Source organism: Mycobacterium sp. ITM-2016-00316 (assembly GCF_002968335.2).
Lineage (GTDB): Bacteria > Actinomycetota > Actinomycetes > Mycobacteriales > Mycobacteriaceae > Mycobacterium.
In genome coordinates this window covers 2491006-2517897 of the sequence record NZ_CP134398.1, presented here as the reverse complement: position 1 = coordinate 2517897, position 26892 = coordinate 2491006, and the positions used below count along the sequence as shown (strand labels likewise).

The window sequence follows — 26892 nt, the reverse complement described above, 5'->3', positions numbered from 1 at the left end:
GACTACCAGCCGCGCTCGGCGAGCCGGTGGGGCTGCGCGATGTCCTCCACGTTGATACCGACCATGGCCTCGCCCAGGCCGCGCGACACCTTGGCCAGCACATCGGGATCGTCGTAGAAGGTGGTGGCCTTCACGATCGCCGCGGCACGTGCCGCCGGGTCACCGGACTTGAAGATGCCCGAGCCGACGAACACGCCCTCGGCACCGAGTTGCATCATCATCGCCGCGTCCGCCGGGGTGGCGATACCACCGGCGGTGAACATCGTCACCGGCAGCTTGCCGGCCCGGGCCACCTCGACCACGAGGTCATAGGGGGCCTGGAGCTCCTTGGCCGCCACGAACAACTCGTCCTCGCTCAGCGAACCCAGCCGGCGGATCTCGCCACCGATGGAACGCATGTGCGTCGTCGCATTCGAGACGTCGCCGGTGCCGGCCTCACCCTTGGAACGGATCATCGCCGCGCCCTCGGTGATCCGGCGCAGCGCCTCACCCAGGTTGGTCGCCCCGCACACGAACGGCACGGTGAACTTCCACTTGTCGATGTGGTTGGCGTAGTCGGCCGGGGTCAGCACCTCGGACTCGTCGATGTAGTCGACTCCGAGGCTCTGCAGGATCTGGGCCTCCACGAAGTGACCGATGCGCACCTTGGCCATCACCGGGATGGTGACCGCGGCGATGATGCCCTCGATCATGTCCGGGTCGCTCATCCGCGAGACGCCACCCTGGGCGCGGATATCGGCGGGTACCCGCTCCAGGGCCATCACCGCCACCGCGCCGGCGGCCTCGGCGATGCGGGCCTGCTCGGGGGTGACGACGTCCATGATGACCCCGCCCTTGAGCATCTCGGCCATCCCGCGCTTCACCCGCGCGGTGCCGGTCTGACTGCCGGAACCAGGTGCGGTTTCCATCGCTATCTCCTTCACATCGCTACTGATTCAGTCTAAGGGTGGTGACAAATCAATTGGATCCGCAGTCTCAGCGGATCAGCTGAGGCTGCGTACCGGGCCCGGCACCCCGCACATCGGCCAATTGGCCGGCCTGGGCCAGGAGTTCGCCGAGCTGCAGCGGATACACGGTTTCTCCCTTGGCGACCAGCTCGCCGATCATTGTCTCATCGCACCAGAGGTGACCGTGAATGTAGCGACGCTCCAGGGCGGTGTGACCTGTGGTAGAGGGTTCGAAGCGAGTGGTCCGGTGCAGGAAGAACAGTTCCTCGCTGCGCATCACCGACCCGTTGAAGTCGATGACCGCCTCCCGCCGCCACACCGGGCCCACCAGCTCGGCCGGCGACACGGTCAGCCCCGTCTCCTCGGCCAGCTCCCGCGCCGCGGTCTCGGCGAGCTCTTCCCCGGGCTCCACCGCACCACCGACGGTGAACCACCAGCGCCGCGCGCCCGTACCCGCACGAGCCGGGTCGGAGCCACAGAACAACAGCACCTTGCCGTCCTCGTCGAGCAGCATGACCCTGGCCGAGACCCGCCTGCTGAACTGACCGGTATCGCGAGCCGCCGGACCCGCCCGCTCCGCAATCTCGAAGTACGTCGGCAGCGCGGCGGTGCCGCCGAGGTGCAGCAGTCGCACCAGCGGACGATCCCGCAAGGCCAGGGTGTCGCGCACGGCATCGTTGTGGAATCGGCGGGCCAGCAGCACCCGGGCTTCCGCATCGGCGAGTTCGGCGACCAGTGCCACCGGCAACGACAGCGGGTCGACGGTCTCCAGCGCGGCCGACAACTCGTTCTCCGCGGCCTCGCGCATGTTGCGCGGCGCTCGTTCGGCGGCAGCGGCCAGGACAGCCAACCGTTTACCCTCCGGCGCCCGCCCGTAGGCGTCGACGGCGACCGCGCGGGCGACCACGGCGCGCCGCGCCAACAGACCGTCCAGCGCCTGCCAGGACAGGTCGTAGCGCACGTGCAGGCGATCCAGCCGGTTCGCCGTCAGGTATGCCCAGCTGCCGAGCAGCAGCAGCACGACGCCGACGAGGACCAGCAGCACGATGAAGATCCAGCTCACGTTGTCACCTGAACCTTGGCTCCCACGCTGCTCACCGTCTCGTAGACCCGCATGATCTCGCCGGCTACCACCGACCAGTCGTAGCGCTGCACCGCCTCCGATGCCGCGGCCACATACTGCTTGCGCGCCTGGTCGTCGCCGAGCAACTCGATCAGGCTGGTGGCCAACGCATCCGAGTCGCCGACCGGCACCAGGCGGCCGGCTTCGCCGTCGTTCAGCACCCGCCGAAACGCGTCGAGATCACTGGCCACCACCGCGGTGCCGGCGGCCATCGCCTCCACCAGCACGATCCCGAAACTCTCACCGCCGGTGTTGGGGGCGCAGTAGAGATCGACACTGCGCAGCGCCGAGGCCTTGGTGGCATCGTCGACGGCCCCGAGGAACCGCAGGTTCGCGGCGCACTCGCCGGCTTCCTCGGCCAGTTCCTGCTCATCGCCGCGGCCGACCACCAGCACCTCGACGTCGGGGAATTCAGCCACCAACCGCGGCAGCGCGCCCAGCAGTACCGCCATCCCCTTGCGCGGCTCGTCGAACCGGCCGAGGAACAGTATCGAGCGCCCCGGCCGCGGGTAGCCCTCCAGCGTCGGCGCCGAAGCGAACTCCGAAACCGTGACACCGTTCGGGATTTCGACGGCGTCGGAGCCCAGGGCCTCCATCTGCCAGCGCCGCGCGAGGTCCGACACCGCGATCCGGCCGACGATCTTCTCGTTGAGCGGGCGCAGCATTCCCTGGAACACGCTCAGCGTCAACGATTTTGTGGTCGAGGTGTGGAAGGTCGCGACGATCGGGCCCTCGGCGATCATCAGCGCCAGCATGGACACGCTCGGCGCGTTCGGCTCGTGCAGGTGCAGCACATCGAAATCTCCGCCGATGAGCCACTTCTTGACCTTGCGGTGAGTGGCCGGCCCGAACCGCAGCCGCGCGACGGATCCGTTGTAGGGAATGGGAACGGCCCGGCCGCCGGACACCACGTAGTCGGGCAGGTGTGTGCCGGCGTCGGCCGAGGACGGGGCCAGCACGCTGACGTGGTGGCCGCCGGCCAGGAACACCTCGGCCAGTTGCAGCACGTGGGCCTGCACACCGCCGTGCACGTCGAACGAGTACGGGCACACCATCCCGATACGCATCAACGCTCCAGACCTGACCCCGGGTCGCTGCGCTCCAGCCCGCCGAGCCGCGCGCGGCGCTCGTCAGAAAGGTCGGCGAGCCACTGCGGTTGCAGCATGTGCCAATCCGCGGGGTACTCGGCGATCCCGGCGGCGAAGTGATCGGCCAGGGCCTGGGTGATGACGCCGATGTCCGACGACGAGGTGTCCAGCGGCGGGTGCAGCCGAAGACCCCACCCGTCACCTTCGAACCAGGTGTGCGCCGGTAGCAGGGCGGCGCCGGTCTCCAGTGCCAGCTTCGCCGGCCCCGACGGCAACCGGGTCTGCTCACCGAAGAAATCGACCGGAACTCCCGAGCGGGTCAGGTCACGGTCGGACATCAGACACACCAGTCCGTTGTCGTTGAGGCGGTCGACCAGGATCTCCGCGGGCGGCCGCGCTCCCCCGGTCAACGGCAGCACCTCGAAGCCCAGGCTCTCCCGGTAGGCGACGAAACGGTTGTAGAGCGACTCCGGTTTGAGCCGCTCGGCCACGGTGGCGAACTGTCCGTAGGTGTTCGTCAGCCACACCCCCGCGATGTCCCAATTACCGCTGTGCGGCAACGCGAACACCACACCCCGGCCGGCCGCCAGTGCATCCTCGACGTGCTGCTGTCCCTCGACACGCGCCTGCACCTGCGCGGCGACGTCCCGGTGGTTCATCGACGGCAGCCGGAACGCCTCGCGCCAGTATCGCCCGTAGGAGGCCAGCGAGGCGCGGACCAGGCTGCCCGGCACCTGGGCGGCGGGCACGCCGAGCACCCGGCCCAGATTCTTGCGCAACTGCTCGGGTCCCCCGCCGCGCGCCGCGTACAGCGCGCCGGCGTCGAACATGTTGCGGGCCGCGAACTCCGGCATGGCACGCACCATGCGCCAGCCCGTCGCGTAGCCGAGATCGGACAGCTGGCCGCCCAGCGGAACCCGGAAGCCGCCGAATCTGGGCAGCCCCGATGTCGGCGTGCTCACGCGGCGTCCCCTTCGGAAGGCGGAGTCGACGGCTGCTGCGGCATCGGGTCCATCGCGCCCGGCGAGGTGCGCACGGCGTGCAGGCGCTGCGCGAGGGTCACCAGGCTGGCCGCGGCCAGCCCCCACATGGCCACATCCAGCAGCACCGGCCACCCGAAGAGACCGGACAGGCCGGCACCGGTCAGCACGATGGCGAGCCGTTCGGGCCGTTCGATGATGCCGCCGTCGCCGCGCAGCCCGCTGGCCTCGGCACGCGCCTTGATATAGGAGATGACCTGCGAGGTCACCAGGCAGATCAGGGTGGCGACGACCAACGCGGTGTGGTGCGCGCCGAACGCGGCCCACCAGACCAGTCCGCCGAAGATCGCGCCATCGCTGAGCCGGTCGCAGGTGGCGTCCAGCACGGCACCGAATCGGGTGCCGCCGCCACGTTCCCGCGCCATCGCACCGTCGAGCATGTCGGCGAGGACGAAGAAGAAGACGGCCACCGACCCCCACCACAGCTGCCCGATCGGGTACAGGGTGAGGGCGGCGACGACCGAACCGGCGGTGCCCAGGATGGTGATGCTGTCCGGGGTCAGTCCGGTGCGCAGCGCCGCCCGCGCCACCGGGCCCGACAGCTTGGTGTAGGCCGCCCGCGTCATGAGATAGAAGTTGCTCACTGCGCGGCCTCGTCCATGCGATCCCACTCGGTGGCCAGCAGCCGCCGGGTCTCCCCGAGCAACTGCGGGATGATCTTCGACCCGCCGATGATGGTGATGAAGTTGGCATCCCCGCCCCAGCGCGGGACCACATGCATGTGCAGGTGTTCGGCCAGCGAGCCGCCCGCCGAGGTGCCCAGGTTGAGGCCGACATTGAAACCGTGCGGCCGCGAGACTGCCTTGATCACCCGAATCGCCTTCTGGGTGAACGCCATCAGCTCGGCGGTCTCATCGATGCTGAGGTCTTCCAGTTCGGACACCCGCCGGTAAGGCACCACCATGAGATGGCCCGGGTTGTACGGGTAGAGGTTGAGCACGGCGTAGACCAGCTCCCCGCGCGCCACCATGAGGCCGTCCTCGTCGGACATCGCCGGGATGTCGGTGAACGGCTCGGTGGACTGCGCCGAACCCGCACCCTTTTTCATCGGCGACTCGGCGATGTAGCTCATCCGGTGCGGAGTCCACAGCCGCTGCAGATGGTCGGGGTCACCCACCCCGGTGTCGACGATGCCTTCGGCGTCGCTCACGGATCCACCCTGAACAGCTCGGCGTTGGGGGTTGCGTTCTCCCGCCGCGCGATCCAGTCCACGATGGCGTCGACGGCGGCTTCGCGCGGCACCGCGTTGACCTGGCTGCGGTCTGCGAAGCGGAAGGAGATTGCCCCCGCCTCGACGTCCTTGTCACCGGCGAGCAGCATGAACGGCACCCGCTGATTGGTGTGGTTGACGATCTTCTTGGCCATCCGGTCATCGCTGGAGTCCACCTCGATCCGGACACCACGGCTACGCAGTTGGGCCGCAACCTCTTCCAGGTAGGGCACGTGCGCGTCGGCAACGGGCACGCCGACCGCCTGCACGGGCGCCAGCCAGGCCGGGAACGCGCCCGCGTAATGCTCGGTGAGCACACCGAAGAATCGCTCGATGGATCCGAACAGCGCGCGGTGGATCAGCACCGGCCGCTGCCGCGTGCCGTCGGCGGCGGTGTACTCCAACTCGAACCGGTCGGGCATGTTGAAGTCGAGCTGGATCGTCGACATCTGCCAGTTCCGGCCCAGCGCGTCCTTCACCTGCACCGAGATCTTCGGTCCGTAGAAGGCGGCGCCGCCGGGATCGGGCACCAGGGCCAGCCCGGAGGCCTCGGCCACCTCACGCAGCGTGGTGGTGGCCTCCTCCCACACCTCATCGGAGCCGACGTACTTCTCCGGATCCTTGGTCGACAACTCCAGATAGAAATCGTCGAGCCCGTAGTCGGACAGCAGGTCGAGCACGAACTGCAGCAGCGAGCTGAGTTCCGCACGCATCTGCTCGCGGGTGGTGTAGATGTGCGCGTCGTCCTGGGTCATGCCGCGCACCCGGGTCAGGCCGTGCACCACGCCGGACTTCTCATAGCGGTAGACCGAGCCGAATTCGAAGAGCCGCAAGGGAAGTTCGCGATACGACCGTCCGCGGGAGCGGTAGATCAGGTGGTGCATGGGGCAGTTCATCGGCTTCAGGTAGTAGTCCTGGCCGGGTTTGCGCACCGCACCGTTCTCGTCGAATTCGGCGTCGATGTGCATGGGCGGGAACATGCCGTCCGCGTACCACTCCAGGTGGCCCGAGGTGATGTACAGGTTCTCCTTGGTGATGTGCGGGGTGTTGACGAACTGGTAGCCGGCCTGTTCGTGCTTGCGCCGCGAGTAGTCTTCCAGCTCCTTGCGCACGATGCCGCCCTTGGGGTGGAACACCGGCAGACCGGATCCCAGTTCATCGGGGAAGCTGAAGAGATCCAGTTCCACACCCAGCTTGCGGTGGTCGCGGCGCTGGGCCTCCTCGATCAGTTCGAGATGGCGGTCCAGGGCCTCCTGGGATTCCCAGGCGGTGCCGTACACGCGTTGCAGACTGGCGTTGTTCTGGTTGCCACGCCAGTACGCGGCGCTGCTGCGGGTCAGCTTGAACGCCGGGATGAAACGGGTGGTCGGGATGTGCGGGCCGCGGCACAGATCGCCCCAGACCCGTTCCTTGGTGCGCGGGTTCAGATTGTCGTAGGCGGTCAGCTCGTCGCCGCCGACCTCCATGACCTCGGGGTCATCGGCGCCGGACTTGTCGTCGACCAGTTCGAGCTTGAACGGCTCATCGGCGAGTTCAAGGCGTGCTTGATCTTTGGACTCGTAGACGCGACGGGAGAACAGCTGGCCGTCCTTGACGATCTTCTGCATCCGCTTCTCCAGCTTCTGCAGATCCTCGGGAGTGAACGGCTCGGCGACATCGAAGTCGTAGTAGAAGCCGTCGGTGATCGGCGGGCCGATGCCGAGCTTGGCCTGCGGGAACAGATCCTGTACCGCCTGGGCGAGCACATGCGCGCACGAGTGGCGGATGACGCTGCGGCCGTCCTCGGTATCCGCGGCGACGGCTTCGACCTCCACGTCGGTGTCGGGCACCCAGTTCAGGTCACGTAACCGGCCGTCGGCGTCGCGCACCACGACGATGGCGTCCGGGGCGCCCCGCTCCGGCAGACCCGCCTCGCGCACCGCCGCCCCTGCGGTAGTCCCGGCAGCGACCCGGATCGGGGCTGCGGGGGCGGAACTGGCGGCGGCGGTCATCGGTGGATCTCCTACTCAGATGTGGGCGTGTGATCGCGACCATGTTATCGGGGGTACGTGCGCGAGAAAGCTAGGACCCGATGCCGATCGGGCTCTTCAGCCAGGGCCAATCGATGCCGACCCAGCCGGCGACCAGACCGACCGCCCCGAACAGCCACAGGGTGATGACGACGAAGGCGGCGGTGAACAGCGCGCTGAGCGCCTTGACCGCGATGTGCTGGCGGCTGAACCAGGCCATCACCGCGTCGTATCGGACCCGCGCGTGGTGCAGCACGACCTGCGCGGCGCGGAACTCGGTGGCCAGGATGCCCAGCCCCAGAAAGACGATGGCCCAGCCCGGTCCCGGGTATGGAATGGCGATGATGCCGACCACCAGCACCAGCGTGCCGACCACACCGACGGTGATCCGGTAGGTCAGATCCGCGACGGGACGGTCGCGGATCTTGTCGCGCCAGCGGGCCCACGCGCGCTTGCGTTGGCCGCGATCCGGCTCCGTCATGGCTGCCCCGGCTTGAGCCGGACGAACAGCGCGTCACCCTCGGTCAGCACCACGCCATCGTCGAGCACCCGTCCGCTGACGAAGATCTTGCGTCCGTCGATGCGATCGATCCCGGCGTCCACCTGCAGTTCCTTGCCGATCGGCACGATCTTGCGATAGTCGATGCCCAGATGCGCGGTGCGCTGATACATGCTCTTGGTCAGCTTGGCGGCGGTGAAGCCGAGCAGCGAATCGAACAGCAGGCCGAGCACTCCGCCGTGCACCGCGCCGTTGCGACCCAGGTGATAGCGGCGGAACTGCGCGGTGCCCCCGATGCGCCCGTCCTCGGTGACGTAGAGATCGACCGGCACCGACATGATGTTTCCCCGGTTGGGCAGGTCCATCCGCCGCCCCGACGGCGAATGCCATTCGTCGGCCTCATACGGCGCCAGCAGCGCCGACACCTTCTCGATCAGCTCGGCGGCCTCGGTGATCACCGCGTCGGGCGCGTCCGCGGCGCGGGCGTGATCCTGCAGGGTGCGCACCGCCTCGATGAAACGTCCGTAGTCGGGCCCGCCACGGTCGGTGGGATCGGGCGGATTGAATCCACCGCCTGTATGCGCTGCACCGGTCGTCACCCCGCCACGGTATTGCACACCTGCGATAGTGGTGGATGTGGATCTGACCTATCCCGACGTGGGCGCCACCAGGGGCCCGCTGCCCGACGGTTATCAGCACGTCCGCGCGCATGCCGTCATCGGTCACGGCCGGACCCGATTCGAGGACGCCGCCGACGCCGTCCTGCACTGGGGCATGCAACGGGGCGCCGGGGTGCTGGTCGAGGCCGACGCGGATGTCGCCACCGTCGGCGCCGAGGTGACGGTCGGATTCTGGCCGCTGCGGGCGCCGTGCCGCGTGGTCTACGTCCTGGAGGAGACCGACCGGCGTGGGTTCGCCTACGGCACCCTGCCCGGACATCCAGAGACCGGCGAGGAACTGTTCGCGGTCCGCTACGACCCGGCCGACGGCACGGTGCACGCCGAGGTGACGGCGTTCGCCCGGCACGCCACGTGGTGGAGCCGCCTCGGCGGGCCGATCACCCGGCTCGCCCAGCGGATCATCACCCGCCGCTATCTGAAGGCCGTGTGACTACTTGCTGCTCTGCAGCAGCCGCGCCACGTTCGCCTTCAGCTCGTCGGTACCGAAGGTGAGTTCCTCGGCGGTGGTGGCGTAATCGAGCGTCATCATCACCTGACGCTCAAGCTGGATGTTCAGGATGCGCTTGGTGGACTCGACGGCCTTCTGCGGCAGATCGAGGATCTTCTTCGCCGCCGCGATCGCCTCGGTGAGCGGATCGGCGACCACGTGGTTGGCCAGGCCGAGCTCCACGGCCTTGGCGGCCGGGATGCGTGCGCCGGTCAGCGCGTACTCCTTGGCCTGCAGGATGCTCATCTGCATGGGCCAGATCAGCGGCCCGCCATCCGCGGCGACCAGACCGACCTGCACGTGCGGGTCGGCCAGGAAGGCCTTCTCCGCCATGTAGACGATGTCGGACAGCGCCACCACGCTGCAGCCCAGGCCGACCGCGGGGCCGTTGACGGCGGCGATCACCGGAATCCGGCAGCGCGCCATGCCGATCACGATCTCGCGGCCGTCGGCAATGGTCTTGGCCCGCAGGTCGGCGTCCTCGCTGATTTGCTTGATGTAGTTGAAGTCGCCGCCGGCCGAGAACGCCTTGCCCGCACCGGTGATCACCGCGGCCCGCGCCGTGCGGTCCAGACTGAGCCTGCTCCACAGCCGGGCCAGCCCGACGTGCAGATCATCGTTGACGGCGTTGAGTTCCTCGGGCCGGTTGAGCGTGATGAGGCGCAGCGGGCCGTCGGCCTCGACCTGGATCTCCTTGGGCATGTCGTACATGTCAAACCGCCATTCTGAGGATTCGGCCCGCGATGATGTTCTTCTGGATCTGGGAGGTGCCGCCCATGACACTCTGCGAACGGCTGTAGAGATAGGTGTTGAACAGGTCGGTGTCGGTGGTGCCGGTCTGCGCCAGCACCGCGTGCCCCACCGACTGCTCGACCCAGGTCATCAGCAGCTTGTCGATGGAGCCTTCCGGCCCGTGCGAGATTCCGTCGAGCTGTTCGGACAACCGTCGCCGCACGTGCTGGCGCAGCACGTGTACCTGCACGGTGGCCCAGGCGAGTTCGTCACTGGTGGCCGCAGCACTCTTGCGGGCGAGTTGGTTGACGGTCTTCTCGTAGCGCGCCGCATATCCGAGTGTGGACGGCTCACGCTCGTGGCCGACGACCGTCATCGCCAGCGCCCAGCCGTCGCCGGGGTTTCCGACCATCTGGCTGGCCGGCACCCGCGCTCCGTCGAACAGCACCTGGCCGAACTCGTTGCTGACACCGTTGATCATCTTCAGCGGCCGCTGCTCGATGCCCGGCTGGTGCATGTTGACCAGAAACGCCGAAATACCCTTGTGCCGCTTCACATTCTTGTCGGTGCGGGCCAGTAGCAGGCACCAGTCGGCCACGTCGGAGTAGCTGGTCCAGATCTTGTGGCCGTTGATCACGTACTCGTCACCATCGAGGGTGGCGGTGGTGGTCAGCGAGGCCAGGTCCGACCCGGCGCCCGGCTCGGAGAAGCCCTGGCACCAGCGCTCGGTGCCGTCGATCATGCCGGGCAGGAAACGCTGCTGCACGTCCTTGCTGGCATGGCGCCCCAGTCCGGTCACCAGGTAGCCCAGGCTGGGTCGCGGCGGGGCACCGGCGCGGGCCAGTTCCTCGTCGACGATGACGTCGTAGACCGGTGGCAGCTCCAGGCCGCCGAATTCCTTGGGCCAGGTGGCACCGAAAAACCCTGCGGCGTGCAGGGATTGGTGCCACTCCCCCTGGCGGGCCCAGTACTCCTCGGTCGATTTCGGGAAGGTGGGCGCCTGTTCGGTCAGCCAGGCGCGCAACCGCTCCCGGAAGGCCAGTTCGGCTTCGGAGTCACGAAAGTCCAACGGAGATCTCCTTCAACGACACCGGCCACAGGCCGGTGGACACCAATACCCGGCGCAGGTGGACATGGGCCGCACACTCCCAGGTGTTGCCGATCCCGCCGTGCACCTGGATCGACGTCTCACAGATGGTGTGCGCGGATTTCGCGCAGTACACCTTGGCGACGCGGGCGGCTTCCAGTGCGACGCCGGGCTCCTCCTCGTCGACCGCCCACGCGGCGTAGCGCAGGATGCTGACCGAGCCCTCGATGAGCACCAGGCTCTCGGCGAGCAGGTGCGCCACCGCCTGGTAGGAGCCGATGGCCTTGCCGTACTGCTCGCGCACCTTGGCGTAGTCGCAGGCCAGGTCGAATGCCCCGCGGGCCGCACCGAGGATGTCGGCGGCGGTCACCACCAGCGCCAGCGCCTGGGCGCGCTGGGGATCGATCTCGCCCACCACGGCGGCGGTGCCGGACACCGGTGCGGCCCATCGGGTCAGGTCCACACCGGGGCTCGCTTCACCGAGATCGGCGATGGTGACGCTGCCGCCGTCGAGCCAGACTCCGTGGCCGAGACCCCGGGCATCGGGCGCGGTGCCACCGAAGACGACCGTCGCGTCGCCGTGTCCCAGATCGTCGGCCAGCACCGGGCCGAGAAACGGCACGTCGACCAGTCCGCGGCCGAACTCCTCGGCGACCAGCGCCACCTCCACGCCGGAGGCGCCGTCGGAGCGCAGCGAGCGCCAACCGGTGGCCGCCACCGTCTTCTCCAGCCGGGCGACACGGTCCCCGTCGTCCAGTTCTCCGACAGCTCCCGGGCCGAGATCGTCGGCCAGTTTCGCGGCCGCATCCCGCAATTGTTGCTGCTCACTGGTCAGCCGAACATCCATGAGAGGAGCCTATCCTTTCTGGAGAATCCGATTCTCATCAGGCCAGAACTTTACTATCACACGGCCGATTGTCACAGCCCGCCGGCCAACGCCCAGGCTCGTTCGGCCAGCCCGCGGTAGCGGTCCCGGAACAGATCGGTGCCCGCACGCGCGTCGGAGGCGTTCCCGTCCAGCCCGCGCCGCCACACGCCGGCCACGATCGACGCCAGCCGGAACATCGAGAACACCACGAAGATGGGCAGATCACCCGGAACGTCCCGGTCGGCTTCCCGGCAGTACTCGGCCACGAACTCCGACTCGTCGGGAATCCCGGTGCCGGCCAGATCCTCGCCCGCGACCCCCATCAGCGGGTCCGCGTCACCGGGCAGGTGATAGGTCATCGCCGCGTAGCCCAGGTCGGCCAGCGGGTGGCCGATGGTCGCCAGTTCCCAGTCCAGCACCGCGACGATGCGCGGTTCGGTGGGATGCAGCAACACATTGCCCAGCCGGTAGTCACCGTGCGCGATGCACGCGTCGTCCCCGTCGGGCAGGTGGGTGGGCAGCCAGGTCGCCAGCCGGTCCATCTCGGCGCATTCCTCGACCTTGACGGTCTCCCACGTCCTGGTCCACAGCGCGACCTGCCGGGCCAGATAGCCGTCGGGCCGCCCGAAATCCGTGAGCCCGACCGCCCGCCAGTCCACCTTGTGCAGGCGGGCCAGCACCTGGGCCAGGTCGCGGTACACCGCGGCCCGGTCGGCCGGCGTGCCGTCGCGGAGCACCCGGTCGGGAAAGATCCGGCCCGGCACGTGGTCCATCACGAAGAACGGCGTACCCAGCACCGAGTCGTCGGTGCACATGACCCGCATCCGGGGCACCGGCACCTCGCTGTCGGCCAGCGCCGACATCACCCGGTACTCCCTACCGACATCGTGTGCGCGCGGCAGCAGGGTACCGGGTGGCTTCTTGCGCAACACGAATTCCCCTGCAGGACTGTGCACATGAAAGGTCGGGTTGCTCTGTCCGCCCTGAAACTGCCGGATCTGCAGTGGGCCGTCGATGCCGTGGCCGCCCAGATACCGGAGCAGTGCCGCGTCGTCGAAGCGGTGCTGGGGCAGGACGTCGACGAGTTCGGGTACACCGGACATCTCGGCAGCGTCTCACATCCGTTAACCCGGCCGACGCTCATTGCGCGCGCGATGTGCACGAACCCCTGACAGACTCTTTCCATGACTGATCTTGTTGCGCCCTCCCCCGCCGCCGAACGCGCCCGCACCGGGCTGTCCTCCGACGCCCTGCGCCGCGCGATCATCGACCATGTGCGGTACTCCATCGGCCGCCCGGCCGCGGCACTGCGACCCGAGCACTACTACCGGGCGCTGGCGCTGGCGGTGCGGGACCGCATGCAGGACAACCGGGTTGACTCCACCCAGACCTCGCTTGACCTGGGCAGCAAGGTCACCTGCTACCTGTCCGCAGAGTTTCTGATGGGACCGCAACTGGGCGCGAACCTGCTCAACCTCGGCATCGAGGCTGCCGCGCGGGACGCACTCGCCGAGTTGGGACAGGACCTCGACGAGGTACTGGCCTGTGAGGAGGAGCCCGGACTGGGCAACGGCGGCCTGGGCCGGCTGGCGGCGTGCTACCTCGACTCGCTGGCCACCCTGGAACGGCCGGCCATCGGCTACGGCATCCGCTACGAGTTCGGCATCTTCGACCAGGAACTGCACGACGGCTGGCAGGTGGAGAAGACCGACAACTGGCTGGACGCCGGAAACCCCTGGGAGATCGCCAAACCCGACGTGAGCTACCTGGTGAACTGGGAGGGACACACCGAGCACTACCTCGACGATGCGGGCGTGTCCCGGATTCGCTGGTGGCCCGGCCGGGTGGTCAAGGGCGTGGCCTACGACACCCCGATCCAGGGCTATGGCGTGAAGACCTGCAATGTCCTGACGCTGTGGAGCGCCCGCGCGGTGCAGGAGTTCGCCCTGGACGCCTTCAACACCGGGGACTACTACAAGGCCGTCGAGGAGGAGGTCAGCGCCGAGACCGTCACCAAGGTGCTCTACCCCAATGACGAGCCGGACGCCGGCAAGCGGCTGCGGCTGCTGCAACAGTTCTTTTTCGTCTCGTGTTCGCTGCAGCACGTCGTGCACATCATGGACGATCTCGCCGACGCCTCGCTACACGACCTACCCGAGCGATTTGCGCTGCAGCTCAACGATACTCACCCCTCGATCGGGGTCGCCGAGCTGATGCGGATCCTGGTCGACGAACGCCGCCTGGAATGGAACGAGGCCTGGGCGATCACCGTGGCCACCTTCGGCTACACCAATCACACCCTGCTGCCGGAGGCCCTGGAGAAGTGGCCGCTGGAGCTCTTCGGGGAGAGCCTGCCGCGGCACCTGGAGATCATCTACGAGATCAACAACCGGTTCCTCGACGAGGTGCGTGCCCGCTTCCCCGGTGATGAGGACCGGGTGCGCCGGATGTCGCTGATCGGCGAGGACGGCGGCAAGAGTGTGCGGATGGCCCACCTGGCCACCGTCGGCAGCCACGCCATCAACGGTGTGGCTGCGCTGCACTCCGAACTGCTCAAGGAAAGCGTGCTCAAGGACTTCTACGAGCTGTGGCCCGAGCGGTTCTCGAACAAGACCAACGGCGTGACACCGCGGCGCTTCGTCGCGCTGTCCAATCCGGGCCTGCGCGGGTTGCTGGACCGCCGGATCGGCGACGGCTGGCTGACCCACCTGGACCGGCTGCGCGGACTGGAAGCCTTCATCGAGGACGACGCCTTCCGGCAGGAGTGGCGGGATGTCAAGCGGGCCAACAAGGCTCGACTGGCGGAGTTCGTCCTCGCCGAGACCGGCGTGCAGCTGGACCCGACCTGGTTGTTCGACATCCAGGTCAAGCGGATCCACGAGTACAAGCGCCAGCACCTCAACGTGCTCAACATCGTCACCCAGTACCTGCGGATCAAGCACAACCCGGGCATCGACATGGCCCCGCGGGCGTTCATCTTCGGCGGTAAGGCCGCGCCCGGCTACTTCCTGGCCAAACGCATCATCAAGCTGATCACCGCGGTCGGCGACATGATCAACTTCGATCCCGAGGTCAACCGCTACATGAAGGTGGTGTTCCTGCCGAACTTCAACGTGCAGAACGCCCACCTGATCTACCCCGCGGCCAACCTCTCCGAGCAGATCTCGACCGCGGGCAAGGAGGCCTCCGGCACCGGCAACATGAAGTTCATGATGAACGGCGCGCTGACCATCGGCACGCTCGACGGCGCCAATGTCGAGATCCGCGAGGAGGCCGGCGCGGAGAACTTCTTCCTGTTCGGCCTCACCGTCGACGAGGTCGAGGCCCTCAAGCACGACGGCTACCGCCCGGCCTCCTACGTCGCCGCCAACCCGGAACTGCGTGCCGTGCTGGACCTGATTGCCGGTGGGCACTTCTCCCACGGTGACACCGAGGTGTTCCGGCCGCTCGTCGATAACCTCACCCATGACGATCCTTTCCTGGTACTTGCGGACTACGCCTCCTACGTGGAGTGCCAGGATCGGGTGAGTGCCGCCTGGCAGGACCGCGACGCCTGGTCGCGGATGTCCATCCTCAATGCCGCCCGCAGCGGGAAGTTCTCCTCCGACCGCGCCATCGAGCAGTATTGCGACGACATCTGGGGTGTACGTGCCGTACATGTGAAAGCCGCCAACAACGGGTAGACCGGTAGGTATGACTGCACCGACTGAATCTGTACCGCTCTCCGACGATGAGGTCGCCCTGCTCGACGCGTACTGGCGGGCGGCCAACTATCTGTCGGTCGGACAGATCTATCTGCTGGACAACCCGCTGTTGCGGGAGCAGCTGGTCGCCGAGCACGTCAAACCCCGGCTGCTCGGGCACTGGGGCACCACCCCAGGCCTGAACCTGCTCTATGCCCATCTGAACCGGGTGATCACCCAGCGCGACGCCGACGTCATCTTCATCACCGGACCGGGCCACGGCGGTCCGGGCCTGGTCGCCAACGCCTACCTGGAGGGCACCTACTCCGAGGTGTACACCGGGATCGGCCAGAACGCCGTGGGCATGCAGAAGCTGTTCCGCCAGTTTTCCTTCCCCGGCGGTATCCCCAGCCATGTGGCGCCGGAGACCCCGGGCTCCATCCACGAGGGCGGCGAACTCGGCTATGCGCTGGTGCACGCCTACGGCGCCGCGTTCGACAACCCGGACCTGGTGGTGGCCGCCGTGGTCGGCGACGGTGAAGCCGAGACCGGCCCGCTGGCCGCGAGCTGGCATTCCAACAAGTTCCTCGACCCGGTGCGCGACGGCGCGGTGCTGCCGATCCTGCACCTCAACGGTTACAAGATCGCCAACCCCACCGTGTTGGCCCGCATCCCGGCCGACGAGCTGGATTCCCTGATGCGTGGCTACGGCTACGTGCCGATCACCGTCGCCGGCGACGAGCCCGCCGATGTGCACCGGCAGCTGGCGGCCGCCCTCGATGACGCGTTCGACCAGATCGCCGCCATCCAGCGCGCCGCCCGCGAGGACGGGCAGACCGGCCGGCCACTGTGGCCGATGATCATCCTGCGCACGCCCAAGGGGTGGACCGGGCCCCGCGAGGTGGACGGTAAGAAGGTCGAGGGCACCTGGCGTTCCCATCAGGTGCCGCTGTCCGAAACCCGCACCAATGCAGACCATCTCGAAGCACTCGGCACCTGGATGCAGAGCTACCACCCCCAGGAGTTGTTCGATGACACCGGCGCGCTGCGCCCGGATCTGAGGGCGCTCGCGCCCGCCGGGGACCGGCGGATGAGCGCGAATCCGCACGCCAACGGCGGCGTGCTGCTGCGCGAACTGGATCTGCCCTCCATCACCGACTACGCCGTCGAGGTGCCGAACCCGGCCGCGTCCACCGGCGAGGCCACCAAGGTGCTCGGCACTTTCCTGCGCGATGTGATTGCCCGCAACACCGACAACTTCCGGCTGATGGGTCCCGACGAGACGGCGTCGAACCGGCTCTCGGCGGTCTTCGACGCCACCGACAAGGCTTGGCAGGCAGAACAATCCGAGGATGACGAGCACCTGGCCCCAGACGGCCGGGTGATGGAGGTGCTCTCCGAGCATCTCTGCCAGGGCTGGCTGGAAGGCTACCTGCTGACCGGCCGGCACGGGTTCTTCAGCTGTTACGAGGCCTTCGTCCACATCGTGGATTCCATGGCAAACCAGCACGCGAAATGGCTGGCCAGCACCAACCACCTGGACTGGCGTCGCCCCATCGCGTCGCTGAACTACCTTCTGACATCGCACGTCTGGCGCCAAGACCACAATGGGGCCTCGCACCAGGATCCGGGCTTCATCGACCACATCGCCAACAAGCGGCCCGAGGTGGTGCGGGTGTATCTGCCACCGGATGCCAACAGCCTGCTGTCGGTGGCCGATCACTGCCTGCGCAGCCGCCAGTACATCAACGTCATCGTCGCCGGTAAGCAGCCCGCGCTGAACTACCTGAGCATGGACGAGGCCGTTGCGCACTGCGCCCGCGGCGCCGGGATCTGGGAATGGGCGGGCTCAGAACACGGCACCGAAGCCCCCGATGTGGTGCTGGCCTGCGCCGGCGACGTACCGACGCTGGAAACCGTTGCGGCGGCAGATATCCTGCGCCGGAAGCTGCCGGGGTTGTCGGTGCGCGTGGTCAACGTGGTGGACATCATGCGGCTGCAGCCGCAGTCCGAGCATCCGCACGGGATGACCGATCACGAGTTCGATGCGTTGTTCACCACCGACAAGCCGATCATCTTCGCCTACCACGGATATCCGTGGCTGATCCACCGGCTGGCCTACCGGCACGCCAACCACAGCCAGCTGCACGTCCGCGGCTTCAAGGAGCGCGGCACCACCACCACACCGTTCGACATGGTGATGCTCAACGACCTGGACCGGTTCCATCTGGTGATGGACGTCATCGACCGCGTCGACGGGCTGGGCAGCAACGCCGCGGGCCTGCGACAGGAGATGGTCGACGCCCGGCTGGCCGCCCGCGCCTACACCCGCGAACACGGCGAGGACGACCCCGCCATCACCGGCTGGACCTGGGAGCCCATCGACTGACGCTGCTGTCGTGTTTGCCGTCGGCAAGCGCGGCGGCCTCGGTCCATCGACGCGCTGTCCACCGAACGGCGGACCAAATCGACGGATAGCGTGCGCATACCGCACACAATGCGGTGAGCGCGGGATCGGTGCACGGCCCGTGAGTGCGGGTAACTATGGTGCTACCCATAGTTGCTGATTTCCGACACTGAGGGGTTCCGTGGACCTGGAGGGTCTGATCGGCGGGGGGCTGTCACTCCTCGGCGGCGTTGCCAAGCGGGCTCCGCTCGCCGGTGACGTACTGCCGCTGCTCGCCGACGCCGAGCGCGCGGTGGTACGGGTGATGCGCAGGCACCTCACCGACCTCGATCCGCCCGCCGCGGTGACTTCCGGCGAGGACGAACCGACCCTCACCCCGAATCAGCTGCTGCGCACCTTGCTGGACCGGTCGATGTACACCAGCCCCGACAAGAGCCGCGACGTCCTCTACCTGGCTCTGCTGCAGGCGCTGGTGCCCGATGAGGCACGGATTCTGGCCGCCCTCTCCGACGGCTCCGCCTATCCCGTCATCCACGTGGCCGAACCGGGAACCGGAGGCAGTGCCGCCTACGCGCTCAAGAACGCCTCGACGGTGGGCCGTTCGGCCGGGGTGTCGCTGCCGCGTCACACCCCGCTGTATCTGACCCGGCTGCTGCGACTCGGCCTGGTGCGACTGGGCCCGGAGGCCTCGTCCATGTACGACGAGTACGAAATGTTGCTGACCGACTCTGCGGTGAACGTCGCCATGGCCACCGCGCGACGCGGTGTCCGATCCGCTCGGGTGGTCCGGCGCACCGTGCGCATCAGCGATCTCGGTCAAGAGTTGTGGGAGGCAGCGAAGTGAGCGACTTCTGGGAGAACGCGTTCTCCTATCCGTTGTGGGTGTACATCACCATCCCGTTCGGCGCGGCCTTCGTCGGCTGGATCACCAAGATCCTCGCGCTGAAGATGATGTTCTATCCCGTCGAGTTCAAGGGGATCAAGCCCTATTTCGGCTGGCAGGGCCAGATCCCCCGGCGTGCCCCGAAAATGGCTGCGGTGGCGGTCGATTCGCTGACCTCCGGGATCTTGAAACCCGAGGAACTCTTCGACAAGATCGACCCGGACGAACTGGTCAAGGAACTCGGCGAACCGCTGCGCGAGGCCGCCCAGGAACTCGTCGACACGATGATGATGTCCTTTCAACCACAGGTCTGGCGCGCCACACCCGATCAGGTGAAGAACCTCATCGTCAGCAACGTCGAGGGTCGCATCCCGTCCGCGGCACGCGGCATGTTCGAGGAGTTCCGCGGCCAGGTCGACCAGATCTTCGACATCAAGCACATGGTCGTGACCAACCTGGTCCGCGACAAGGCCACCCTGAACGCGGTTTTCGAGGACATCGGCCGACCGGCATTCACCTTCCTGATCAGATCCGGGCTGGTCTTCGGATTCATCATCGGTCTGGTCCAGATGCTGGTCTTCGGTGCCACCGGCTGGCACCTAGCGCTGCCGCTGTTCGGCCTGCTGACCGGTGGCCTCACCGACTGGGTGGCGCTTCAGATGATCTTCCGGCCGCTGGAACGCAAGAACGTGTTCCTCGGCATCAAGTGGCAGGGCGTGTTCCAGGCCCGCCGCAAAGAGGTCATCCGCGGGTACGCCGCACTGATGGCCCGAGAGATCTTCACCCCGAAGGCCATCATGGAGAGCCTGCTCACCGGTCCGATGTCGGACAAGTTCTTCGACATCGTCCAGGCCGAGATCGGCCGCACCATCGACGATCAGATGGGATTCGCGGGCCGGGTGGTCAACGTGCTCGGTGGACGCCAGTACCAGGAGATGAAGGTACAGATCGCCAACTCGATCATCGAGAAGCTCCCGGAGACGTCGTCGTATATCGAGCAGTACGCGGCCAGCCGCCTCGACCTGGAGAACGTGATGGTCGAGAAGATGGACGATCTGGACTCACAGTCCTACGAGAACCTGTTGCGGCCGGCCTTCAAGGACGACGAATGGATCATCGTCGTGTTGGGTGCGGCCCTCGGATTCCTGTGCGGTGAGCTGCAATTGCAGCTCATCCTACTGTTGGCGCACTGAGCCGAATCCGGCTGCGCGGATCTGTTGCCGGAATGCCCGGTCGTCGGCGACCGTTGTGTGGTGAAACCGTGCACCGTGAGGAGATCTCGTGGCTGATCGCCCGAACCGCCTGCACCTCGGCGTCGCCCTGGACGGCACCGGCTGGCATCCGGCGTCGTGGCGGCGGCCCGATGCCCGGCCCGCGGACCTGCTGACCGCGCCCTACTGGACCGACCTGGTCTTCGAGGCCGAGCGGGGTGTGTTGGACTTCGTCACCATCGAGGACGGGCTGGTGCTGCAGTCCGACCATCCGTGGCGACCCGATCAGCGCACCGACCGCGTCCGGGGTCGGCTCGATGCCGTGCAGATCGCGGCGCGGGTGGCGCCCAAGACCCGCCACATCGGGCTGATCCCCACCGCCATCACCACCCATACCGAGCCGTTCCACCTGTCCAAGGCGGTGGCCACGCTCGACTATGTCAGCGGCGGGCGGGCGGGCGTGCGGGTGCAGGTGTCGGCCAACCCCGAGTCCGCGGGACATTTCGGGCGCGAGGTGGCCGATGACGCGCTGGCCGAGGCCGCCGACCACGTCGAGGTGATGCGCCGGCTGTGGGACTCCTGGGAGGACGACGCCGAGATCCGCGATGCCGCCACCGGCCGGTTCATCGATCGGGACAAGCTGCACTACATCGACTTCCAAGGGCGCTGGTTCTCGGTCAGGGGCCCCTCGATCACTCCGCGGCCGCCGCAGGGCCAGCCGCTGGTGGCCGCGCTCGGTCACGGCGATCCCGCCTACCGGTTGATCGCCGCCGGCGCCGATATCGGGTTCATCACCCCACACGGTGCCGCCGAGGTCGGCACCATCATCGAGACCATCACCGCGCTGCGCGCCGACAACACCACCCCGCTGCGCATCCTGCCGGACCTGGTGGTGTTCCTCGCCGACACCCCGGCCGCGGCTGCGGCGCACCGCGCGCAGCTCGATGAGGCGCTGGGCCGCGAATACATCAGTGATGCGGAGGTTTTCGTCGGAACTCCGGCGCAGCTGGCCGACCTGCTGCAGCAGTGGCAGGCCGCCGGCGCGGACGGTTTCCGGCTGCGGCCGGCCAGCATCCCGCACGATCTTCAACAGATCACCGGCGCACTGGTACCCGAGCTGCAGCGCCGCGGCGCCTTCCGCGGTGGCTATGAGCACTCCACCCTGCGTGGCCTGTTCGGACTGTCCCGCCCCGCCAACCGGTACGCACACCCTTAGGACACTCCGATGGCCAAGCCGCTCAAACAGATTCATCTCGCCGCGCACTTCCCCGGTGTCAACAACACCACGGTCTGGAGTGACCCGGGTTCGGGCAGCCATATCGACTTTGCTTCGTTCACCCATTTCGCGCAGACCGCCGAGCGCGGCAAGTTCGACTTCCTGTTCCTGGCCGAGGGCCTGCGCCTGCGCGAGCAGGGCGGGCAGATCTATGACCTCGATGTGGTGGGGCGCCCGGACACGTTCACCGTGCTCGCTGCGCTGGCCGCCGTCACCGAACGGCTCGGGCTGACCGGCACCATCAACTCGACGTTCAACGAACCCTATGAGGTGGCAAGGCAGTTCGCGTCGCTGGATCACCTGTCCGGCGGGCGGGCCGCCTGGAACGTCGTCACCTCGTGGGATGCGTTCACCGGGGAGAACTTCCGGCGCGGCGGGTTCCTGGCCGAGGACCAGCGTTACGCCCGCGCCGAGAGTTTCCTGGCCGCCGCACACACCCTGTTCGATTCGTGGCGCGGTGACGAGATCATCGCCGACAAGCAGACCGGCACCTTCCTGTCCGACCCCGACGCCGGCAGATTCTCCTACCGGGACGAACATTTCGACATCTCCGGCCGGTTCAATGTGCCGCGCAGCCCGCAGGGCAGGCCGGTCATCTTCCAGGCCGGCGACTCCGATCACGGCCGCGAGTTCGCGGCCCGCGCGGCCGATGCCATCTTCTCTCGGCACGCGACGCGCTCCGAGGGGCAGGCGTTCTATGCCGATGTGAAGGGACGGCTGGCCGGCTACGGCCGGCGTCACGATCAGCTGCTGATTTTGCCCGCGGCGACGTTCGTGCTCGGCGAGACCGATGCCGAGGCCGCCGATATCGCGCAGGAGGTCAGATTGGCTCAAGTTTCCGGGGCCACCGCGGTCAAGTTCCTGGAGCAGCTGTGGAACCGGGATCTGTCCGACCATGACCCCGACGGGCCGTTGCCCTCGGTCGACCCGGTCGTCGGGGAGAACACCATCGCCCGCGGCCGCGCCAGTGTGCGGATGCACCGTGATCCGGTCGCCGTCGCCGACGAGTGGCGTGCGAAGGCCGAGGCCGAAAACCTCAGTAGCCGTGAGCTGATCATCGAGGTGACCGGGCGGCAGAACTTCATCGGCTCACCGGCGACGGTGGCCGAGGAGATCAACACGCTGGTGCAAGCAGATGCCAGTGACGGTTTCATCCTGGTACCGCATGTCACCCCGGCCGGGCTCGATCCGTTCGTCGATGCGGTGGTGCCGCTGCTGCAGGAACGCGGGGTGTTCCGGGCCGAGTACGAGGGCACCACCCTGCGCGAGCACCTCGGTCTGACGCCCGAGGTCAGTCCACCTCGGTAGGCGCCTGCGAGGCCTTCACCAACTGCACGACGGGCTTGTCCGGCACTTCGTCGGCGAGGAACCAGCGGAACGCCAGGTTGCCCCGCGGATAGTCCAGTGTCGTCAGCGAATTGGGGTGTTCGGTCAGTCCGCGGGACAGCACCACGGTCACCGAGCCGTCGGCGTTGGGCACCGCGGTGTGGCCGTTGAGCGAACTGCGCGCATCCCGCACACCCGGGGTCGCCATGAACTGGTTCCAGACCACCAGGTTCCAGAACCGGCAGGCGGGTGGGCGGTGGGTGATCACCAGCGCCTCGTCCTCGGCGAGGTCGAAGCTGCCGTAGGCGTAGCAGGCATCGCGCGCCGACCATCCGAAGTTCGCGTCCGGCACCTGGTAGGGCGCCGCGAAATCATTGGCCGCCATCGCGGTTTCGTGGCCGAGTTCGTGGTTGTCGGCGACCTTGGCGCCGACGGCCAGCGGCAGGATCGCGAACATGGTGCGCATCCAGGCCGCGCTCGCGCGCAGTGCCGCGGCCGTCTCGGTGTCGCCGTGCCGGAACGGTTCCGGTGCGTCGAGTGCCTCGATGTGCCAGGTGACCACGGTGCCGGTATGCGGGTCGGCCTGGTAGTCGCGGGTCATCAGCACGGCGGCGTCGGGCGCAGGCCCGAACTCGAAAGAGAAGTTCCCGTCGGCGTCGAAATCGAGGTCGTCATCGCGGAACACCGCGATGATCCGGTCCGACCAGGCCCCGGGTGCCGGTTCGTTGTACGCGGTGACCGAGAAGTACACGCTGTCACCGCGGTTGCCGGTGATCCGATAGCGGCGTTGCGGGTCGACCGGGCACATGAAGTAGATGGCGTCGGTGTTGTCTCCGCCCCAGCGCCGGTCCGGGCGCCAGGGCGAGTTGACCTCCAACCACTGCGGGCGACTCGGGTCGGCGAACAGGTAGGTGTCCAGCGCGACGCCCAGCGTGGTGGCCAGCATTCGGTAGCCGTCGCCGATGTGGCGGTCGTCGGTCACCGCCTTGTCCCCCTCCAGGAACGAGCGGTCCAGGTCACGCAGGGTGTCGAGCAATTCCCGCCAGGCCGTTGTCGATTCGTGTGTCATGTACTGATTCCTCTCACGATCAGGGTGGCGGTGCGCTCGATCCACGCATCGTCGGGGACGGCACCGCGGGCCAGCAGTGCCACAAAGGTGATACCGGCAATGGACTCGGCGAGGTCGGTGGCGGTGACCTCGGCACGCATCTCACCGCGGGTCACGGCGGCGTCGAGATACTCACCGAGGCCGCGCACGAGGATGTCACCGAAACGTTCCAGCAAGGTGGCGTGCAGGGCCGGGTCGGCGGCCATCTCCCCGACCAGTCCGGGTAGTGCCGCGCGGGCGGCGGGAGTGCTGAACACGGCCAGTGTGCGGCGCACCATCTCTCGGATATCTCCGAAGAGCGTGCCGGTGTGCGGTAATTCGGTGCTGGCATCGAGCGGGAACACCGCCTCGTGGACGAGTGCGGCCTTGCTGGGCCAACGTCGGTAGATGGCCGGCTTGCTGGTGCCGGCGCGCACCGCGATGGCACCGACGGTGAGCTCGGCGTAACCGGTCTCACCGATCAACTCCACCGTGGCGCGCAGCACGGCGTCGTCGATCAGTGGATTTCGGGGTCGTCCGATCTCTGTCGTCATTACGGAACTCAGAGTAACATAAGTCGATGTGACCGACACCACAGCGGGAATCGTCCATCTCGACGACCTGGCCGAGCCGCGTTATAGCGCTGAGGCCCAACAGATCCGGGACATGATGGCCGCCATCGCACCGGACTTCCCGTTGGACTCCGCGGTCCTGCATGCCCGTGCGCGAGCCGACACCGGCCTCACCGACTTCGGGCCCGATGACTACCGCGAACGCCTGGACCGGTACGTGGCCGAGCTGCGCGAGATCGACATGCATGGCCCCGGGGTGGTGAACTTCCACGCACAACTGGTGCAGTGGCTCAAGAATCGGCTGCTGCTGACCGACCTGCTGAAGCGTCACCCCGAGATCCGCGATATCGAGGTGCTGGCACCGGTGGTCATCGCCGGACTGCCCCGCACCGGGACCACCCACCTGCACAACCTGCTGGCGGCTCCCCCGACGTTCCGCAGCCTGCCGTACTGGGAGGGCGTCGAGCCGTTTCCTCTGCCGGCCGAGGCGGGCCTGACGCCCGACCCTCGCGTGAGCAGGATGGACATGGCGGTACAGGTGATGGACACCCTGATGCCGCATTTCGCGCTGATGCACGAGATGACCACCGAGCATGTGCACGAAGAGATTCAGCTGCTGGCCAACGACTTCTCCACGATGCTGATGGAGACACTCGCCGACGTGCCGCGGTGGAGCGACTACTACTGGTCGCAGGATCAGACGAGCTCGTATGAGTATCTGCGCACCCAACTGCAGGCGTTGCAGTTCCTGCGCGGCGGGCGGCGCTGGGTGCTGAAATCGCCGCAGCACCTCGGCCAGCTCGCGGTGCTCGACGCCGTCTTCCCCGGTGTGATCGTCGCTTTCACCCACCGCGATCCGGTGCCGGTGGCCTTGTCCATGATCACGATGATCACCTACAGCGAGCGGATGCACCGCGACCGGGTGGATGTCCCGCGGATCGCCGCGGGCTGGGTGATCCGGCTGGAGAAACTGCTGGGCGAGTGTGTGCGCCAGCGCGACATCATCCCGGCCGAGCGCTCCGTCGATATCCGGTTCGACGATTTCATGGCCGACGAACTCGGCACCGCCGAACGGCTGTTCGCGTTGGCCGGCGAACCGTTCGACGAGCCGGTGCGCACCGCGGTCACCGAATACCTCGACGGTCACCGCCGCGGCAGGCTGGGCCGGGTCGCGACATCGGCGCAGATGTTCGGCCTGGACGAGGACGACCTGCGGGCGCGATTCGCCGAATATTCGCAGCGGTTTTTGGCCTGATGAAGGGACCAAAGTCCCTTCCGCCGGTGCAGCCCTGTTTCCTACTGTTGGCTCATGACCTACGTGATCGGCTCGGCATGCGTTGACGTGATGGACAAGTCGTGTGTGGCGGAATGCCCCGCGGACTGCATCTATGAGGGTGCCCGTTCGCTGTACATCAATCCGAACGAGTGCGTGGACTGCGGCGCCTGCAGAATTGCGTGCCGACTCGATGCGATCGAGTACGAGACCGATCTGCCCGAGGAAGAGCAGGCACACCTGGCCGACAATGCGGAGTTCTTCCTGACAGTGCTGCCGGGACGCGACGCACCGCTGGGTTCACCGGGCGGCGCGCACGCACTCGGGCCGGTCGGCGTGGACACCCCGTTGGTGGCGGCGATGCCGGCGCGGGACGTCCCGGCGCACTAGCCGTCATCGGGTGGGAATGACCCTGCACTGCCGCACCAGTTCGGCCAGCGCGTCGTCGTCCCCGGCCGGCAACGCGATCGTCAGCCCGTCACACAGTCCGGCGTACCACTGCTCGAGCAGCTCCGGAATCTCGTCATAGGTGCCGTGCGGCAGCAGCTGTTCGAGCACATCATCGGTGAACAGCCTGCTCATATCGGCCCACTGGTTGTCCTGCGCCATGGCGCTGAGAGCAGCACCGAGTTCGGCGATCCCGAAGTGTTCAAGCTGACGGCGGTAAGCGGGCGTGCTGTACAGGAACGCCAGTTCGCCGCGGCGGGTGTCCCGCAGCGCACGCACTCCCTCCCCTGTCGCGGCCATCAACGGCTGCGGATTGGCGATCACCCTCGGTGACCCACCGGCCAGCGCAGGCAGCGTCTGGGTACGCAGGATCGTCGGGTGGGAGTTGGTCGGATGGCAGACGAAGCCGTCGGCCAGTTCGCCGGCCATGGCGACCATGCGCGCGTTGACGCCGCCGGTCCAGATGGCCGGAGCGGGATTATCCAGCGGGCCGGGATTGAAGTAGGGCTGCAGCTTGTCGAAGGTGTAATGCGCGCCAACATAATTGAGCCGCTCGCCGGTCTGGAAGGAGTGGAAGATCGCCCGCAGTGAGCGGATGTAGTCGGCCATCCGGGACACCGGCTCGGACCACGCCGTAGAGAAGCGGCCGACGATGTTGCCGCGCACCTGGGAGGCGATGCCCAGCTGGAACCTGCCACCGGACAGGCGCGCCAGATCCCACGCGGCGTAGGCGGTGATCATCGGGCTGCGCGGAAACGCCAGCACCATGCTGGTACGCACGGTGATCGCGGTGGTGGCCTGCAGCGCGAAGGCGGCCACCGTGAAGGGGTCGTGGATGGTTTCCGAGACATGCACGGTGTCGAAGCCGAGGCGTTCGGCGCGCGCGGCAAAGGCGCCGATCTCGGCCGGACCCAGGGTTGCCGGCGCGGTGGCCACCATTTCCACTCCTATGTCATA

The 26892-nt window shown here is 67.5% G+C and carries 25 protein-coding genes; 9 read left to right on the top strand and 16 right to left on the bottom strand.

What is annotated here, in order from left to right; genetic code table 11:
- Positions 1-2 precede the first annotated feature (2 nt).
- From pdxS to C6A86_RS12140, 9 genes are all read right to left on the bottom strand, one after another.
- The gene (pdxS, locus tag C6A86_RS12180) at positions 3-908 is read right to left on the bottom strand and encodes a pyridoxal 5'-phosphate synthase lyase subunit PdxS (RefSeq protein ID WP_105365329.1); all 906 of its coding nucleotides are present in this window, start codon (positions 906-908) and stop codon (positions 3-5) included.
- Between the two features lie 67 nt (positions 909-975).
- On the bottom strand, positions 976-2010 hold the full coding sequence (locus C6A86_RS12175) for an NUDIX domain-containing protein (RefSeq protein WP_105365312.1): 1035 nt from the start codon (positions 2008-2010) through the stop codon (positions 976-978).
- A complete protein-coding gene (locus tag C6A86_RS12170) occupies positions 2007-3137 on the bottom strand; it encodes a glycosyltransferase family 4 protein (protein WP_105365313.1) in 1131 nt (376 codons plus the stop codon). Before C6A86_RS12170 ends, C6A86_RS12175 begins: the two co-directional genes overlap by 4 nt.
- Positions 3137-4024 carry a phosphatidylinositol mannoside acyltransferase gene (locus tag C6A86_RS12165; protein WP_233213169.1) on the bottom strand — a complete coding sequence of 296 codons (888 nt, stop codon included), beginning with the start codon at positions 4022-4024 and terminating at the stop codon, positions 3137-3139. The genes C6A86_RS12170 and C6A86_RS12165 overlap by 1 nt, the downstream gene beginning before the upstream one ends.
- Positions 4025-4116: 92 nt before the next feature.
- Positions 4117-4782: a phosphatidylinositol phosphate synthase gene (gene pgsA / locus C6A86_RS12160; protein WP_105365315.1), complete on the bottom strand. Its 666-nt coding sequence runs from the start codon at positions 4780-4782 to the stop codon at positions 4117-4119.
- Positions 4779-5348 (bottom strand): HIT domain-containing protein, encoded by a 570-nt coding sequence (locus C6A86_RS12155; protein WP_105365316.1) that lies wholly within the window; start codon positions 5346-5348, stop codon positions 4779-4781. Before C6A86_RS12155 ends, pgsA begins: the two co-directional genes overlap by 4 nt.
- Positions 5345-7399, bottom strand: coding sequence for a threonine--tRNA ligase (thrS, locus tag C6A86_RS12150; RefSeq protein WP_105365317.1), 2055 nt, complete (start codon positions 7397-7399; stop codon positions 5345-5347). Before thrS ends, C6A86_RS12155 begins: the two co-directional genes overlap by 4 nt.
- A 70-nt stretch (positions 7400-7469) precedes the next feature.
- Positions 7470-7898 (bottom strand): TIGR02611 family protein, encoded by a 429-nt coding sequence (locus C6A86_RS12145; RefSeq protein ID WP_105365318.1) that lies wholly within the window; start codon positions 7896-7898, stop codon positions 7470-7472.
- Positions 7895-8515: a PaaI family thioesterase gene (locus tag C6A86_RS12140; RefSeq protein WP_105365319.1), complete on the bottom strand. Its 621-nt coding sequence runs from the start codon at positions 8513-8515 to the stop codon at positions 7895-7897. Before C6A86_RS12140 ends, C6A86_RS12145 begins: the two co-directional genes overlap by 4 nt.
- A gap of 37 nt (positions 8516-8552) precedes the next feature.
- Here C6A86_RS12140 and C6A86_RS12135 point away from each other — a divergent pair, with 37 nt between their 5' ends.
- On the top strand, positions 8553-9026 hold the full coding sequence (locus tag C6A86_RS12135; RefSeq protein ID WP_105365330.1) for a DUF1990 domain-containing protein: 474 nt from the start codon (positions 8553-8555) through the stop codon (positions 9024-9026).
- On the opposite strand, the gene C6A86_RS12130 is transcribed toward C6A86_RS12135, so the two are convergent.
- From C6A86_RS12130 to C6A86_RS12115, 4 genes are all read right to left on the bottom strand, one after another.
- Positions 9027-9794 carry an enoyl-CoA hydratase/isomerase family protein gene (locus tag C6A86_RS12130; protein ID WP_105365320.1) on the bottom strand — a complete coding sequence of 256 codons (768 nt, stop codon included), beginning with the start codon at positions 9792-9794 and terminating at the stop codon, positions 9027-9029.
- A gap of 1 nt (position 9795) precedes the next feature.
- Positions 9796-10884 (bottom strand): acyl-CoA dehydrogenase family protein, encoded by a 1089-nt coding sequence (locus C6A86_RS12125; protein WP_105365321.1) that lies wholly within the window; start codon positions 10882-10884, stop codon positions 9796-9798.
- Complete coding sequence (locus tag C6A86_RS12120) at positions 10871-11749, bottom strand: acyl-CoA dehydrogenase family protein (protein ID WP_105365322.1); 879 nt, start codon at positions 11747-11749, stop codon at positions 10871-10873. Before C6A86_RS12120 ends, C6A86_RS12125 begins: the two co-directional genes overlap by 14 nt.
- Positions 11750-11820: 71 nt before the next feature.
- On the bottom strand, positions 11821-12873 hold the full coding sequence (locus C6A86_RS12115) for a phosphotransferase family protein (RefSeq protein WP_105365323.1): 1053 nt from the start codon (positions 12871-12873) through the stop codon (positions 11821-11823).
- Positions 12874-12954: 81 nt separating this feature from the next.
- Between C6A86_RS12115 and C6A86_RS12110 the strand changes: the two genes are divergently transcribed.
- From C6A86_RS12110 to C6A86_RS12085, 6 genes are all read left to right on the top strand, one after another.
- Positions 12955-15453 carry a glycogen/starch/alpha-glucan phosphorylase gene (locus C6A86_RS12110; RefSeq protein ID WP_105365324.1) on the top strand — a complete coding sequence of 833 codons (2499 nt, stop codon included), beginning with the start codon at positions 12955-12957 and terminating at the stop codon, positions 15451-15453.
- Positions 15454-15463: 10 nt separating this feature from the next.
- Entirely contained in the window at positions 15464-17842 is a 2379-nt protein-coding gene (locus tag C6A86_RS12105; RefSeq protein WP_105365325.1) for a phosphoketolase, read from the top strand.
- Positions 17843-18041: 199 nt separating this feature from the next.
- The gene (locus C6A86_RS12100; protein ID WP_105365326.1) at positions 18042-18704 is read left to right on the top strand and encodes an Abi-alpha family protein; all 663 of its coding nucleotides are present in this window, start codon (positions 18042-18044) and stop codon (positions 18702-18704) included.
- The gene (locus C6A86_RS12095; protein ID WP_105365327.1) at positions 18701-19936 is read left to right on the top strand and encodes a DUF445 domain-containing protein; all 1236 of its coding nucleotides are present in this window, start codon (positions 18701-18703) and stop codon (positions 19934-19936) included. Before C6A86_RS12100 ends, C6A86_RS12095 begins: the two co-directional genes overlap by 4 nt.
- An 88-nt stretch (positions 19937-20024) precedes the next feature.
- The gene (locus tag C6A86_RS12090) at positions 20025-21170 is read left to right on the top strand and encodes an LLM class flavin-dependent oxidoreductase (protein ID WP_311101144.1); all 1146 of its coding nucleotides are present in this window, start codon (positions 20025-20027) and stop codon (positions 21168-21170) included.
- Between the two features lie 9 nt (positions 21171-21179).
- Positions 21180-22538, top strand: coding sequence for an NtaA/DmoA family FMN-dependent monooxygenase (locus tag C6A86_RS12085; RefSeq protein WP_105364226.1), 1359 nt, complete (start codon positions 21180-21182; stop codon positions 22536-22538).
- Here the strand turns inward: C6A86_RS12085 and C6A86_RS12080 are convergent.
- Both C6A86_RS12080 and C6A86_RS12075 read right to left on the bottom strand, forming a co-directional pair.
- A complete protein-coding gene (locus C6A86_RS12080) occupies positions 22522-23625 on the bottom strand; it encodes a DUF1214 domain-containing protein (protein WP_105364225.1) in 1104 nt (367 codons plus the stop codon). The two genes, C6A86_RS12085 and C6A86_RS12080, sit on opposite strands and share 17 nt — an antisense overlap.
- Positions 23622-24197, bottom strand: coding sequence for a TetR/AcrR family transcriptional regulator (locus C6A86_RS12075; RefSeq protein ID WP_105364224.1), 576 nt, complete (start codon positions 24195-24197; stop codon positions 23622-23624). The genes C6A86_RS12080 and C6A86_RS12075 overlap by 4 nt, the downstream gene beginning before the upstream one ends.
- Positions 24198-24309: 112 nt before the next feature.
- Between C6A86_RS12075 and C6A86_RS12070 the strand changes: the two genes are divergently transcribed.
- Positions 24310-25470, top strand: a complete 1161-nt coding sequence (locus tag C6A86_RS12070) for a sulfotransferase (protein ID WP_233213073.1) — start codon at positions 24310-24312, stop codon at positions 25468-25470.
- 54 nt (positions 25471-25524) lie between these two features.
- Positions 25525-25878, top strand: coding sequence for a ferredoxin (fdxA, locus tag C6A86_RS12065; RefSeq protein WP_105364223.1), 354 nt, complete (start codon positions 25525-25527; stop codon positions 25876-25878).
- A 3-nt stretch (positions 25879-25881) separates the two neighbouring features.
- Here fdxA and C6A86_RS12060 read toward each other — a convergent pair whose 3' ends face one another.
- Positions 25882-26874, bottom strand: a complete 993-nt coding sequence (locus C6A86_RS12060; protein ID WP_199196260.1) for an LLM class flavin-dependent oxidoreductase — start codon at positions 26872-26874, stop codon at positions 25882-25884.
- Between the last annotated feature and the right edge of the window lie 18 nt (positions 26875-26892).